We start from the raw sequence: 14,762 nt of genomic DNA, 5'->3' as shown, positions 1-14,762 counted from the left end.
CGTAGCGTAGCGAAGGCGATGACTCCGCGAGTCGCGTGCGTGACAGGTTCGCGCTCTCGCGCGCCGCTGGATCCCCCGGTCTCGCTACGCTCGCCGGAGGATGACGAAAGCAAAGGAAGCATCGCCCTTGAGCCGCGGCGGCGTCGCTGTCACGGTCCCGCCGATGCCTGACCCCACCGTCTTCCCGCCGACCGCCCCGCCGCCGCGCACCGTCGCGCCCGGCCTCTATCTGGTGGCGACGCCGATCGGGAACCTGCGCGACATGACCCTGCGCGCGCTGGACGTGCTGGCCGCCGCCGAGCTGGTGCTGGCCGAGGACACGCGCGTCACCGCCAAACTGCTGTCGGCCTACGGCCTGAAGGCCAAGCTGGAGCGATGCGACGACCACGCTTCGGCCCGCGCCGCCGAACTGGCGATCGAGCGGTTGCGCGAGGGAGCTGTCGTCGCCCTCGTCTCCGACGCCGGCACGCCGCTGGTGTCGGATCCCGGCTATGTCGTCGCCCGCGCCGTCATCGCCGAGGGCCTGCCGGTCCATCCGATCCCGGGGCCGTCCAGTCTGTTGGCCGCCCTGTGCATCGCCGGCCTGCCCGCCGACCGCGTCCTGTTCGCGGGCTTCCTGCCGCCTAAGTCGGGCGCCCGCCGCACCGCGCTGGAAGAGCTGCGGACCGGTCGTCAGACCCTGGTCTTCTTCGAGAGCGGCCCGCGCCTCGCCGACAGCCTGGCGGACATGGCCTCCGTGCTGGGCCCCCGCCCCGCCGCTGTCGCCCGCGAACTGACCAAACTCTATGAGGAGTGCGTGCGCGGCTCCCTCGCCGAACTGGCCGTCGATCCGCGCTGCCAGGCGCCGAAGGGCGAGATCGTCATCGTCGTCGCGCCCGGCGAGGCCGAGGTCGCCACCGAGGCCGACGCCGACGCGGCCCTGAAGGAGGCCATGACCCGCCTTCCCCCCGGCGAAGCCGCCGCCGAGGTCTCGAAGGCGCTGAACCTGCCCCGCAAACCGCTCTACAAGCGGGCGCTGGAGCTGCAGGGACGGTGACCGCCCCCCGGCCCGCGACCCGCCTCAAGGCGCCGAAGGTCGTGCGGGCCCGTCGCGGCTGGCGCGTGGCGCTGGGGGCGTTGTCGCACCGGCTGGGCCATCGCTCCGAATGGGTCGCCGCCGCCCTGCTGATGCTGCGCGGCTATCAGGTGTTGGGTTTCCGCCTGAAGACCCGGGCCGGCGAGATCGACATCCTCGCCCGTCGCGGCCGCACCCTGGCCGTCGTCGAGGTCAAGCGCCGGGCCACACTCGAGCAGGCCCTGACCGCTCTGACCGCGGCCCAATATGAACGTTTGTTGTCCGCAGGACGCGCTGTGTTGCGCCAAAGACCCAGCTTGGCCGGACATGTGCTGAGAATCGATATGGTGGCGCTGGCCCCCGGACGGTTTCCGCGTCATCGTCTGTCCGTGGTTCCCTTCGAGGAGGGGCGGGGATGACGCGTGACGAAGCCGAGTTCGGGCTGACGGAGGCCGGCCAGGCCGACGATGACGCGTTTCCGTTGCTGGAAGCGGCGATCGCCTGCGCCATCCACGACTATCCCTTCCGCGATCCCGAACCCGTCCGCGTCCTGGCCGCCCACGCCGCCGAACGACTGGCCGAGCGCATCACCGGCGAAACCCCGGACGACGCCCTCGCCGAGACCATGTCGGGCGACCTGCGCCTTAACGGCGACCTGATCAACTACGACCACCCGGGCAACACCGACGTCATCGACGTGGCCGAGCGCCGTCGCGGCCTGTCGGCGGCCCTGTCCATCTTCTACCTCGACGCCGCCCGCCGCGCAGGCATCAAGGCCCAGGGCGTCGACTTCCCCGGCCACTTCCTGCTGCGGGTCGAGACCCCGGACGGCCCGGTGGCGCTGGACCCGTTCAGCCAGGGCCGTCTGGTCCTGCCGTCCGAGCTGACGCGCCGCGCCCTGCGCGCCGGGCTGACGCCCCACGTCGCCGACCGCCTCGACGTGCTGATGGCCCCGGTCAGCGACCGCGAGGCCCTGATCCGTCTGCAGAACGTGCTGTTCAGCCGCGCCATCCGCATGGGCGACTATGAGGGCGCCGAACGCTCGGCCGTCCGCCGCGCCCTTCTGGACCCCGAGGACCACCGCCCGTGGCTCGACGTCGCCGCCGCCCGCGAGAAACAGGGCGCCCTGGCCGGCGCGCTGGAGGCCCTGTCCCGCGCCCGCACCCTCGATGATCCGACCGAGGCGCGCCGCCGCATCTCGGTCGACCGGGTCCGGCTTCAGCTGAACTAGGCGTCGGCTGCGCCGCCGCAGTGATTAGTGGCCAGTGATTAGTGGTTGGCTGCGGCCCTGATGGTTCCAATGACGCACGGGCGGCGATTCATCGAACCACTAATCACTAACCACTAATCACTTCCCGCGCTCCAGCCCCAAGGCTTGCGCCCGACCTTCGCGGCGCCCATTAGCCAAGCTCGCCCGCAAGCGTAAGGACAGCCGATGCTCAGAGTTGCGATCCAGATGGACCCTATCGAAGGGGTCAACATCGAGTCCGACACCACCTGGCTGCAGGCGATGGAGGCCCAGAACCGCGGCTATCCCGTCTGGGTCTATGATTTCCGCACCCTGGCGCTCGAGGACGGCAAGCTGTTCTGCCGCGCCTTCCCGGTGACACTGCGCCAGACGGTCGGCGACCACGTCACCATCGGCGACGAGGTGAAGCTGGACCTGGCCGGGGACGTCGACGTCATCCTGATGCGCCAGGACCCGCCTTTCGACATGGCCTATGTCACGGCGACCTATCTGCTGGAGACGGTGCATCCGAAGACCCTGGTCGTGAACGATCCGGCCGAGGTGCGCTCCGCGCCCGAAAAACTGCTGGTCACGAAATTCCCCGGCCTCACGCCGCCGACCCTGATCAGTTCGGACCCCGTCGCCCTGAGCGACTTCCACCGCCGCCACGGCGACGTGGTGCTGAAACCCCTGCACGGCGCCGCGGGCTCGGGCGTCGTCCGGCTCAAGGCCGACGATCCGAACCTCGAGGCCTTGGTCGAGATTCACGCCGTGGGCAGCCGCGACCCGCTGGTGATCCAGAAATTCATTCCCGCCGTGTCGAAGGGCGACAAGCGCATCATTCTGATCGACGGCGAGCCGGTCGGGGCCATCAACCGCATTCCGGCGAAGGATCAGGTCCGCTCCAACCTGCGGGTCGGGGGCACCGCCGCGCCCGTCGAGCTGACGCCCCGCGACCTCGAGATTTGCGCCGCCATCGGCCCGACGCTGCGTGACAAGGGCCTGCTGTTCGTCGGCATCGACGTGATCGGCGACTACCTGACCGAGATCAACGTCACCTCCCCCACCGGCGCCCAGCAGCTCAAGCGCTTCACCGGCGTCGATGCGGCCGCCCTGATGTGGGACGCGATCGAGGCGAAGTTGCGCGAACGCGACTGATTGGCCACCATTCGCTCATGCGCGAGCCACGACCCTCTCTGGCCTATCGACTGGCGTGGCTTTTTCCGCCCGTCGGCCTGCTCCTGTTCGTCTGGGTGATTGAAGGGCCACGGCTTTTCGACCTGACCGATCCCCGCAACATGTGGGGTGGCGTGGCAACGGTCGCGTACTTCGTGATCTATGCAGGATGGCTGGCCCGCGACGCCCTTCGACGTCAGCGGCCCTAGGCGCCCCGCACGGGAGGCTTGCAAGGAAATCGGGTTCGTGTTTCGTTCTCTCCCGTCAGGCGGGAGGGAACATGCTGGCAAGCGTCGTCACGGTTGCGTTCGAAGGCGTGGACGCACGGCGCGTGGACGTACAGGTCCAGCAGCTGTCCAGCGATCAGCCGTCCTTCACCATCGTCGGCCTGGCCGACAAGGCGGTTGCCGAAAGCCGCGAGCGGGTGCGCGGGGCCTTCGCCGGCATCGGCCTGGCCATGCCGTCGCGGCGGATCATCGCCAACCTGGCCCCCGCCGACCTGCCCAAGGAAGGCAGTCATTTCGATCTGCCCATCGCCCTGGCCCTGCTGGCCTCGATGGGCGTCATTCCGGCGGACGCCCTGAGCGACTGGGCGGCGGTGGGCGAACTGGGTCTCGACGGCCAGATCGCTCCGGTCGGCGGGACCCTGCCGGCGGCGGTGGCGGCCGACGCCATGGGCCTGGGCCTGATCTGTCCCGAGGCCAACGGGCCGGAAGCCGCCTGGGCCGGCGACGTGCCGGTGCTGGCGCCCCGCTCGCTCATCGGCCTGGTCAATCACTTCAAGGGCGCCCAGGTGCTGCGCCGGCCCGAGCCGGGGGCCATGCGCTCCGGCGACCGCATCCCCGACCTGCGCGAGGTGAAGGGCCAGGAAAGCGCCAAGCGGGCGCTGGAGATCGCAGCCGCCGGCGGCCACAACCTGCTCTTCGTCGGCCCGCCCGGCTCGGGCAAGTCGATGATGGCTGCGCGCCTGCCCGGCCTGTTGCCGCCGCTGACGCCGAAGGAGTTGCTTGAGACCTCCATGGTCTGGTCGGTGGCCGGGCTGATTGAGCGCGGAGCCCTGACCCGCGACCGGCCGTTCCGCAGTCCGCACCATTCCGCCTCCATGGCCGCCCTGACCGGCGGCGGCCTGCGGGCCAAGCCGGGCGAGGCGTCGCTGGCGCACAATGGCGTCCTGTTCCTCGACGAACTGCCCGAATACTCGGCCCAGGCGCTCGACTCCCTGCGCCAGCCGCTGGAGACCGGCGAGATCGTGGTTGCCCGCGCCAACGCCCACGTCCGCTACCCGGCCCGCTTCCAGCTGGTCGCCGCCATGAACCCCTGCCGCTGCGGCCTCGGCGGGGCCGGACGCGGCGCGTGCGGAAAGGCCCCGCGTTGTCAGCGCGACTATCGCAACCGCATCTCCGGCCCGATGTTCGACCGCATCGACCTGACGGTGGAGACACCGCCGGTCACCGCCTCCGACATGGCCCTGCCGCCGCCCGCCGAAGGCACGGCCGAGGCCGCAGCCCGCGTGCTGACCGCCCGCCAGATGCAGGAAGACCGGCTGCGCGCCGCCGGCATCGACCCGGCGATCGCCTACGATCAGGCCATCAACGCCCGCGCCTCGGGCGAGACGCTGGATCGTTTCGCCACGCCGGACGAGGCGGGCCGGGCCCTGCTGATGAAGGCGGGCGAAGTCGGCGGGCTGACGGCGCGCGGCTGGACCCGCACCCTGCGGCTGGCCCGCACCATCGCCGATCTGGACGGCTGCGACGGGGTCCTGCGCCGTCACATCGCCGAGGCCCTGATCTATCGCCGCAGCACCGCCGACGCCGGCGACCAGTTCGAGGCGCAGTATGCGCGCGGCCCGGCGCCGACCCCTGCCTGGTGAGCATCGGCCCTTACCGATTTGTCACGCCCCTCCCCGCGCTGCTCGCGATAGCGTGGCCGCGGGAGGATCTGTCATGACGCCACGCCTGTCCCTTCTCGCCGGGGCCGCCCTGCTGTGCCTCGCGGCCAGTCCGGCCGCCGCCCAAAGCTTCCGGTTCGAGAACGTCACCGACACCCACCTGCCCGACACGCCGCTGCGCAACAGCATGGACGTGGGCGTGGCGGACCTCGACGGCGACGGCGATCTGGACGTGGTGGTCCCGCAGGAGTTCCGCCTGAACAAGCTGCTGCTGAACCAGGGCGACGGACGGTTCACCGACGCCTCGGACCGCTTCCCGCCCCTTTCGACGCAGGAGATGGCCGGCGGGCCGCCGCAGCTGAAGTTCGAGGGCGCGGGCCATGACAGCGAGGACGTCTCCATCGCCGACTTCGACGGCGACGGCGTGCTGGACATCATCATCGTGTCCGAGGACGACGTGAAATTCGGCCGCACCAATGTCCACGAATATTACGGCGGCCAACCCGGGGCCCGGTACTCGCGGGTTGAGACAATCGTCGTCATCTCCAACCGGGGACCGGGCAGCATGTTCACGCAGACGCCGCTGGTCGACTCCGAGGCCGATGCCGTCGCCCATGCCGACATCGATGGAGACGGCGACCTCGATGTCATGATCGCCGGAGCCGGCCAGGACCGGCTGCTGATCAACGACGGCAAGGGCAGTTTCCATTTCACCCGCGAACCCGCCGAAAGCCGCGTCACCCAGGACGCCGAGTTCGCCGACCTGGACGGCGACGGCGATGTCGATGTGGTGCTCGGCCAGGAAGGCGGGCACGCGCTGTGGCTCAACGACGGGACAGGGGTCTTCATCGACGCCTCCGACCGCCTGCCCGATCCCGGCAACGTCGAGGCGCGCAAGGTCACGCCGGCGGACGTCGATGGCGACGGCGATCTGGATCTCTATTTCAGCCACGTCGGCTGGCAGGGGCGCAGCCCGCAGGACCATCTGCTGATCAATGACGGGTCCGGCCGCTTCACCGACGGCACGGCCGAACGCATCCCGACCGAGGACGGCACGACCCTGGTCGCCCGCTTCGGCGACCTGGACGGCGACGGCGACCTCGATCTGGTGCGCGGCGAGCATGGGCCGCTGACGGTCTGGCTGAACGACGGCCGGGGCGTGTTCACCGATGCGTCGGATGCCGTGCTGGGAGCTGACCGGGTCGAGGGGCCGAACATCGCCCTGGCGCTGGCCGACTTCGACGGCGACGGCCGGCTGGACATCTATGTCGGCCAGCTGAAGGCCGGCCGCGCCGATGAGACCATTCGCGATAGACTCTTGCTTAACCGGGCTAATTGAACCGCCCTTAAGAATTTCCGGGTCAGTCTCTGCTTCAGGGAGAACCCGGCATGGCGCGGCGACAGACCGACACGACGACCCCGATTGAAGCCGAAGGCTCGGCGGAGCAGCAGTTCCTGCGTCTGATGAGCCACGAGATGCGAACGCCGCTGAACGGCGTGATCGGCATGCTCGGCCTGCTGCAGCGAACGCGCCTCGACGGCGCCCAGCGCGCCTATCTGGAGACCGCCCGCTCCTCCGCCGAACACCTGCTGGGCCTCGTCAACGACCTGCTCGATTACGCCCGCCTGGAGGCCGGCAAGCTGGAGTTCGACTCCCAGCCGGTCGATCTGGAATCCATGGTGCGCGGCGTCGCCGAACTGCTCAGCCCCAAGGCCCACGACAAGGGACTGGAGATCGCCTGGTCGGTCGCCCCCGAGGCCGTCGACGTGCTGGCCGACGAAGGCCGCCTGCGCCAGGTGCTGTTCAATCTGGCGGGCAACGCCGTGAAATTCACCGAGAGCGGCGGCGTCCACATCGCCATCCAGCGCAGGGGCGGCACGGCCGCGAAACCCCGCCTCGCCTTCATCGTCGACGACACCGGCCCGGGCGTCCCGGCCGAGGCGCGCGAGCGCATTTTCGAGGAATTCGGCCACGTCGACGCGTCGGACGCCAGCCGCTTCGGCGGCGCCGGCCTGGGCCTGGCCGTGGTCCGCAAACTGGCCGACGCCATGGACGGCACGGTCACGGTGGCCGACCGTCCGGATGGCCCCGGCGCCCGCTTCCGCTTCGAGGCCGCCTTCCCCGCCGTCGGCGGCGCCAAGCGCGGCAAGCCGCTGGCCGGGCACGCCGTGCGCGTGATCAGCCCCGACCCGTTCGTGCGCGCCGCCGCCGCCGCCCAGGTCGTCGCCTCGGGTGGTATTGTCGCCGACGACGCCCGCATCGCCCTGATCGACCACGCCGCCCGCGAGACCGGCTTCGGCCTCGCCGCCCGGCCCGCGGACACCCGCGCCATCGTGCTGCTGAAACCGTCGGAGCGCGACCTGATCGCCCGCTACCGGTCGGCCGGCTTCCAGGGCTATCTGATCAAGCCGCTGCGCCGCGCCTCGCTGGCCGAGCGGGTGCTGGCCGCCGCCGGCGCCTGGCAGATCTCGCGGCCCGGACCGCCGCCGGCCCCGCCGCCGGACGACGACCGCGTCGTGCCCGGTCGCTTCGCCGGCACCCGCGTGCTGCTCGTCGAGGACAATCCGGTCGGCGCCCTGCTGGCCTCCACCCTGCTGAAGCGCGAGGGCTGCGCGGTCGAGACCGCCGCCAGCGGGCACGAGGCGCTCGATGCCATGAAACGCGCCCGCTACGACCTCGTGTTCATGGACATGCGCATGCCCGGCATGGACGGACCGACCGCGGCGCGGCGTCTGCGCGAGCGCGGCGACGGCACGCCGATCGTGGCCCTGACAGCCAACGCCTTCGCCGAGGACCGCAAGGCCTGCCTCGAAGCCGGCATGAACGATCACCTGATCAAGCCGCTGGAGCTGGAGTCGCTGCGCGCCTCCCTGACCCGCTGGACGAACCGCACGGAGCGCGCCAAGGTCGCCGTCGGATAGGGGCGCGCGGGGGCGTCTGCAAAGGGACGCCATATGACCGACGCCAGCACGCCCGCCAAACCCGTGCGCGGATTCGGAGGGCTCGCGGTTTACGGCGAGCGGCGCATCTTCGTGATGCTGCTGCTGGGGTTCTCGGCAGGCCTTCCGAACCTTCTGATCTTCGACACGCTTTCGGCGTGGCTGCGGGAAAGCGGCCTGACGCTCAAGGTCATCGGCTTCTTCGCCCTGGCCACGCTCAGCTATTCGCTCAAGTTCGTCTGGGCGCCGCTGGTCGACCGCACGACCATACCTTTCCTGACGCCTCTTCTCGGACACAGGCGGTCGTGGATGCTGGTCACCCAGGCTGTGATCATTCTCGGCCTCTGGTCGATCGCCGGCCTGAACCCGCAGAACGCGCTCATGTCCGTGGCGATGTTCGCCGTCCTTGTCGGCTTCTTCGGCGCCACGCAGGACATCGTCATTGACGCATGGCGGATCGAGGCATCGGACGACACCCGGCACGGGGCCATGGCTGCGGCCTACCAGTGGGGTTACCGCATCGCGATCATCGTCGCCGGGGCCGTGCCGCTGATCCTCGCCGACCTCTACAATTGGAACCTGTCCTACGCCGTTATGGCCGCCCTGATGGGCCTCGGCGTCGCAGGCGTGCTGCTGGCCCCGCGTGAACGCGCCCACACCATCCGACCGATCCCCGTCGGCGATGTGCCCTCGCGTCCGCCGCTGGAGGTGCTGGAGTGGGTTGCACGTCTGCTCGTCATCATCATCGCCGCCCTGATCGTCGGATCGGGCCTGACGGGCGCCGCGGACCTCCTTGCAGGAGGTCTCGGCCTGGCTGGCCTGTCCGCGGAAGGTAAGGAAGCACTCAAGGCCGCGTGGGAAGCCAAGCCGCAGGGTGTTTATCTTCAGGTTGCGGCCGTGATCGGGGGCCTGACCCTTCTGGTCGTGGCCTGCTGGCCGATCCCCGGCGTGAAGACCCGTCCCGGCGCATACCTCGCGGGATCATTCGGTCAGCCGATGGCCGACTTCTACCGACGCTTTACGGGTGTCGCGACGCTGATCCTCGCCCTGATCTGCGTCTACAGGTTGGCCGACTTCGTCCTCAACATCATGAACCCGTTCTATCTGGACCTGGGCTTCACCAAGACCGAGCTGGCCGAGGTGCGGAAGGTGTTCGGCGTGCTCATGACCACGCTGGGCGTGTTCATTGGCGGTTGGTCGGTGGCGCGGCTCGGTCTGATCCGCACCATGGTCATCGGGGCTTTCATGAGCCCGGTTTCGAACCTCGTCTTCGCATGGCTTGCGACACAGGGGCCAAGCATCAACGCCCTTGTTATCGCTATTGGCGTCGACAACGTAGCGACCGGTTACGCGGGCACCGCCTTGATCGCCTACATGTCGAGCCTGACGTCGCTCGGCTTCACGGCGACCCAATACGCCCTGTTCAGCTCCCTCTATGCACTGCCCGGCAAACTGATCGCGTCCCAGTCCGGGCGGATCGTCGAGGGCTCGGCCCGGGCGGCGGAAGGCGGCGGCCTGTTTGCGCCACTCAAAGGATTGTTCGTCAACCTGCCGGCTGGCTCGCTGGCCGAAGGCGCGGCGACCAGCGGCGTCACACCCGCCGCGCTGGGCGCGGGCTATGTGGTGTTCTTCCTGTACTCGACCGTGATCGGCATCTTCGCCGTCGTGCTTGCCTTCATCGTGGCGCACAAACAGACCGAGCTGCAGGCGAGGAACGCTGAGCAGGCCGACGCCGACGAGGCGGCGACCGAGGCCCAGCCCTCCTGAGGCAAGGTCCAAGGAGGGGCCGCGGTCCGCAGCCCCTCTCATCCCCTATTCCTCGACGTCGGCGCCTTCCTCGTAGGCGGCGAAGGTGGCGGCGGTGATGATCTCGCTGACCGAGGCGCCGAGGGAGACGATCTGGACCGACTTCTCCAGCCCGACCAGCAGCGGACCGATCACGGTCGCGCCGCCCAGCTGCTGCACCAGACGGGTCGAGATGGCGGCTGAATGAATGGCGGGCATGACCAGCACGTTGGCGTGGCCTGACAGACGCATGAACGGATAGGCGGCGCGCGCCTCCGGATCCAGCGCCAGCTCCGGCGGCATTTCGCCCTCGTATTCGAAGTCGCAGCCGCGCTGGTCGAGGATGCGGATCGCCTCGCGCACCTTCTCGCCGCGGTCGCCCGGCGGGTTGCCGAAGGTGGAGTAGCTGAGGAAGGCGACGCGCGGGGTCTTGCCCAGCTTGCGCACCGTCTCGGCCGCCTGGATGGCGATCTCCGCCAGCTCCTCGGCGTTCGGCAGTTCGTGGATCGAGGTGTCGGCGACGAACAGGGTGCGGCCCTTCGCCAGCAGGATCGACAGGCCGATCATCCGCTCCTTCACGTCGAGGACGCGCCGGACCTCCTTCAGCACCATGTTGAAGTTGCGGGTCACGCCAGTGACCATGCAGTCTGCCTGGCCGCGCGCGCACATGGCGGCGGCGAAATAGTTGCGGTCCTGGTTGATCATCCGCTGCACGTCGCGCTTCAGATAGCCGCGGCGCTGCAGCCGTTCGTACAGCCAGTCGGTGTAGTCGACGTTGTGCTCGGAGACCCGGGCGTTGACGATCTGGATGTCCATCTCGTCGAAGTTCAGGCCGGCCTCGGCGGCGTTCTTGCGGATCAGCTCCTCGCGGCCGATCAGGATCGGCGTGCCCAGCTCGGCCTGTTTGAAGCCCCAGGCGGCGCGGATGACGGCGGTCTCCTCGCCCTCGGCGAAGACCACGCGCTTGTTCGGGGCGGCGCGCACGGCGCCCGAGATGTTTTGCATCAGCGCGGCCGACGGATCGAGGCGCGAGCGCAGCGAGGCGCGGTAGGCGTCCATGTCCTCGATCGGCTTGCGGGCCACGCCGGTATCCATGGCGGCCTGGGCCACGAACGGCGGGATGAACCAGATCAGGCGCGGATCGAACGGGGTCGGGATGATGTAGTCCGGGCCGAACTTCAGCTTGCGACCGCGATAGGCGGCGGCGACCTCGTCCGGCACGTCCTCGCGGGCCAGGGCGGCGAGCGCTTCGGCGCAGGCGACCTTCATCTCGTGGTTCACCCGGCGGGCGCGCACGTCCAGGGCGCCGCGGAAGATGTAGGGGAAGCCCAGCACGTTGTTGACCTGGTTCGGATAGTCCGACCGGCCGGTGGCGATGATGGCGTCCGAACGCACCGACAGCACGTCCTCGGGCGTGATCTCCGGGTCCGGATTGGCCATGGCGAAGATGATCGGACGGGGCGCCATGGAGGCGACCATCTCCTTGGTGATCGCGCCCTTGGCCGACAGGCCGATGACCACGTCGGCGCCGACCATGGCCTCTTCGAGGGTGCGCAGATGGGTGTCGGTGGCGTGAGCCGCCTTCCACTGGTCGACGTGGTCGCGACCGCGATAGACGACGCCGTCGCGGTCGACGATGACCGTGTTCTCGTGCCGCACCCCGGCGGCCTTCATCAGGCCGATCGACGACAGGCCCGCGGCGCCGGCGCCCGCCAGAACGACCTTCACATCCTCAAGCTTCTTGCCGGCGATGTGGCAGGCGTTGATCAGGCCGGCGGTCGAGATGATCGCCGTGCCGTGCTGGTCGTCGTGGAAGACGGGGATGTCCAGCAGGTCCTGCAGCTGGCTTTCGATCTCGAAACATTCCGGGGACTTGATGTCCTCCAGATTGATGCCGCCCCAGGTGTCGCCGATGTTCTTGACCACGGTGATGAACTCGTCCGGGTCGGTGGTCTTCACCTCGACGTCGAAGCTGTCGACGTCGGCGAAGCGTTTGAACAGGACGGACTTGCCCTCCATCACCGGCTTGGACGCCATGTGGCCGAGGTTGCCGAGACCGAGGATGGCCGTGCCGTTCGAGATGACGGCGACCAGGTTGCCCTTGGAGGTGTAGTCGTAGGCCTTGTCGATGTCGGCCGCGATCGCCAGCACCGGCACGGCGACGCCCGGCGAATAGGCCAGCGACAGGTCCCGCTGGGTCGCCATCGGCTTGATCGGCGCCATCGAGATCTTGCCCGGGGCGGGGTAGCGGTGGAAGTCCAGCGCGTCCTCGTCGGAGAAGGTCTGTTTGTCGGTCAGGTCGGGCATGGTTCTCGGCGTTTCTCGTCGCGCGGTCGCGGTTCCGGGGGGTTCGCTTCGTTCCTAGAGCGGGGGGACGGACGGGACAACCGCTGACGCAAGGGAAGCAACGAAGACACGGCGACGCAGAATCGCTCCGGGAACGGTGGCGATTACCTTGACGGAACCTCGTGTTACTGCGACGCGCTCTCAAATTGACTCTTCAAGGATCGCCAACGTGACCCTGCGCACGCTCCTGCTTCTGACCTCGGCCGCCTGCACGACCCTGCTGGCCGCCGCGCCCGCCATGGCCCAGGACGCCACGCCGTCCGAGCTGGAGGAGATCGTCGTCACCGGTTCGCAGGTCGAGCTGCGTCCCGCCTACCCGGGTGGCCAGGTCGCCACCGGCGGCCGCGTGGGCATGTTCGGCGCGCTGGACATCATGGACACGCCGTTCTCGACGACCGCCTTCACCGAGGAGCTGGCCCGCAACCAGCAGGCCCGCAGCGTCGCCGACATCCTTCAGAACGACCCGGTCGTGCGCGTCGCCAAGGGCTTCGGCAACTTCCAGGAGCTGTACGTCATCCGCGGCTTCCCGGTCTTCTCCGACGACATGACCTACAACGGCGTCTACGGCATCCTGCCGCGCCAGTATGTCGCCGCCGAGCTGCTTGAGCGGGTCGAGGTGTTCCACGGCGCCACCGCCTTCCTGAACGGCGCGGCCCCCGGCGGCAGCGGCGTCGGCGGCGCCTTCAACCTCGTGCCCAAGCGCGCCGGCGACCTGCCCCTGACCCGCGCCACCGCCGGCTTCGAGCCCGAAGGCCAGTTCTACGGCGCGCTGGACGTGTCGCGTCGCTTCGGCGAGGGCGACGATTTCGGCGTTCGCGCCAACCTGGCCCGCCGCTTCGGCGAAGGCGCCATCGACGCCCAGGAAGTCGACCTGCAGGTCGCCGCCCTCGGCCTCGACTACAGCGGCGACAACCTGCGTTTCTCGGCCGACGCCGGCTATCAGGACAACCACATCGACTCTCCGCGTCCGCAGGTGACGCCCCTGGGCGACGTGCCGACCCCGCCGTCCGCGTCCGGAAACTTCGCCCAGCCATGGACCTACACCGACGAGCAGCAGTTGTTCGGCGTGGTGCGCGGCGAATACGACTTCTCGAATGACGTCACCGCCTGGGCCGCCGTCGGCGCCCGCAACGGCGAGGAGGCCAACGTTCTGGCCAACCCGACCGCCGCCGCCGACGGATCGACCACCGCCTACCGCTTCGACAACGCCCGCGAGGACACCGTCGTCTCGGCCGACGTCGGCGTGCGCGCCGAAATCGACACCGGATCGGTGAGCCACCGCATCGTCGCCTCGGGCGCGATCCTGCAGTCGAAGTCGCGCAACGCCTACGCCTTCTCGAGCTTCTTCGCGCCCTTCTCCAGCGACCTCTACAACCCGGTCAACGTGGCGCCGCCGGTTCCCGACTTCTTCGTCGGCGGTTCGATGTCGAACCCCCACGTCACCGAACGGGTCCAGAACTCCAGCCTCGCCCTGGCCGACATGGTCGAGTTCATGGACGGCAAGCTGATCGCCATCATCGGCGGTCGCTACCAGGAGATCGAAACCAAGTCCTACGACTACAACTCGGGCGCCTTCCTGTCGGGCTATGAGGGCGACGCCTTCACCCCGGCCATCGGCCTCGTCTACAAGCCGACCGACCAGATCTCGATCTACGGCAACTACGCCGAGGCCCTGATCCCCGGCGCCACCGCTCCGGCCGTCAGCGGCGGCGTGCCGGTGATCAACGCCGGCGAGGTTCTGTCCCCCTTCCGCGGCGAGCAGATCGAGGCGGGCGTGAAATACGACTCCGGCCGCTTCGGCGCGACGGTCAGCCTGTTCCGCATCACCCTGCCCAGCGCCTTCGTCGAGAACAACGTCTTCGCCGCCAACGGCGAGCAGCGGAACCAGGGCCTTGAGGCCAGCGTCTACGGCGAACCGGCCGACGGCCTGCGCGTGCTCGGCGGCTTCACCATTCTGGACGCCGAAATGACCAGCACCGTCGGCGGCGCGCTGGACGGCCGCACCCCGATCGGCGTGCCGGACTTCCAGGGCAATGTGAACGTCGAGTGGGACGTGTCCGGCGTGCAGGGCCTGACCCTCGAAGGCCGCGCGGTCTACACCGGCGAGCAGTGGGTCAACGCCACGAACACGGTCGAGCTGGAGGACTGGACGCGCTTCGACCTGGGCGTCCGCTACAGCTTCGAGCCAACCGAAGGCGGGCCGATCGTGCTGCGCGCACGGGTCGAGAACGTCGCGGACGAGGACCACTGGGCCTCCGTCGGCGGCTATCCGGGCGCCAACTATCTGGTGCTGGGCTCGCCCCGGACCTTCGTCATGTCCGCCTCCGTCGACTTCTGAGCCGCAC

General features: G+C 69.3%; 10 protein-coding genes. 9 read left to right on the top strand and 1 reads right to left on the bottom strand.

Annotation, left to right across the window (positions count from 1 at the left end; all coding sequences use genetic code 11):
* Window positions 1-163 precede the first annotated feature (163 nt).
* From rsmI to GGR12_RS02160, 8 genes are all read left to right on the top strand, one after another.
* Window positions 164-1,036 carry a 16S rRNA (cytidine(1402)-2'-O)-methyltransferase gene (gene rsmI / locus GGR12_RS02195; RefSeq protein WP_183202418.1) on the top strand — a complete coding sequence of 291 codons (873 nt, stop codon included), beginning with the start codon at window positions 164-166 and terminating at the stop codon, window positions 1,034-1,036.
* Complete coding sequence (locus GGR12_RS02190; RefSeq protein ID WP_425486202.1) at window positions 1,033-1,473, top strand: YraN family protein; 441 nt, start codon at window positions 1,033-1,035, stop codon at window positions 1,471-1,473. Before rsmI ends, GGR12_RS02190 begins: the two co-directional genes overlap by 4 nt.
* Complete coding sequence (locus GGR12_RS02185) at window positions 1,470-2,285, top strand: SirB1 family protein (RefSeq protein ID WP_183202416.1); 816 nt, start codon at window positions 1,470-1,472, stop codon at window positions 2,283-2,285. Before GGR12_RS02190 ends, GGR12_RS02185 begins: the two co-directional genes overlap by 4 nt.
* 204 nt (window positions 2,286-2,489) lie before the next feature.
* Window positions 2,490-3,440 carry a glutathione synthase gene (gene gshB, locus GGR12_RS02180; protein ID WP_183202414.1) on the top strand — a complete coding sequence of 317 codons (951 nt, stop codon included), beginning with the start codon at window positions 2,490-2,492 and terminating at the stop codon, window positions 3,438-3,440.
* A gap of 298 nt (window positions 3,441-3,738) precedes the next feature.
* Window positions 3,739-5,328: a YifB family Mg chelatase-like AAA ATPase gene (locus tag GGR12_RS02175; protein ID WP_183202411.1), complete on the top strand. Its 1,590-nt coding sequence runs from the start codon at window positions 3,739-3,741 to the stop codon at window positions 5,326-5,328.
* 73 nt (window positions 5,329-5,401) lie between these two features.
* Window positions 5,402-6,685, top strand: a complete 1,284-nt coding sequence (locus GGR12_RS02170) for an FG-GAP repeat domain-containing protein (protein ID WP_183202409.1) — start codon at window positions 5,402-5,404, stop codon at window positions 6,683-6,685.
* Between the two features lie 50 nt (window positions 6,686-6,735).
* Window positions 6,736-8,268 carry a response regulator gene (locus GGR12_RS02165; RefSeq protein ID WP_183202407.1) on the top strand — a complete coding sequence of 511 codons (1,533 nt, stop codon included), beginning with the start codon at window positions 6,736-6,738 and terminating at the stop codon, window positions 8,266-8,268.
* A 33-nt stretch (window positions 8,269-8,301) separates the two neighbouring features.
* Window positions 8,302-10,053: an AmpG family muropeptide MFS transporter gene (locus tag GGR12_RS02160; RefSeq protein WP_183202405.1), complete on the top strand. Its 1,752-nt coding sequence runs from the start codon at window positions 8,302-8,304 to the stop codon at window positions 10,051-10,053.
* Between the two features lie 45 nt (window positions 10,054-10,098).
* Here GGR12_RS02160 and GGR12_RS02155 read toward each other — a convergent pair whose 3' ends face one another.
* The gene (locus GGR12_RS02155) at window positions 10,099-12,378 is read right to left on the bottom strand and encodes an NADP-dependent malic enzyme (protein ID WP_183202403.1); all 2,280 of its coding nucleotides are present in this window, start codon (window positions 12,376-12,378) and stop codon (window positions 10,099-10,101) included.
* A gap of 208 nt (window positions 12,379-12,586) precedes the next feature.
* On the opposite strand from GGR12_RS02155, the gene GGR12_RS02150 reads away from it, so the two are divergent.
* Window positions 12,587-14,755, top strand: coding sequence for a TonB-dependent receptor (locus tag GGR12_RS02150; protein WP_343053060.1), 2,169 nt, complete (start codon window positions 12,587-12,589; stop codon window positions 14,753-14,755).
* The last annotated feature ends 7 nt before the right edge of the window (window positions 14,756-14,762 follow it).

Origin of the sequence: Brevundimonas lenta (assembly GCF_014196335.1) — a bacterium.
Lineage (GTDB): Bacteria > Pseudomonadota > Alphaproteobacteria > Caulobacterales > Caulobacteraceae > Brevundimonas > Brevundimonas lenta.
The sequence above is the reverse complement of the archived record's forward strand: the minus strand, read 5'-3'. Positions and strand labels throughout refer to the sequence as shown.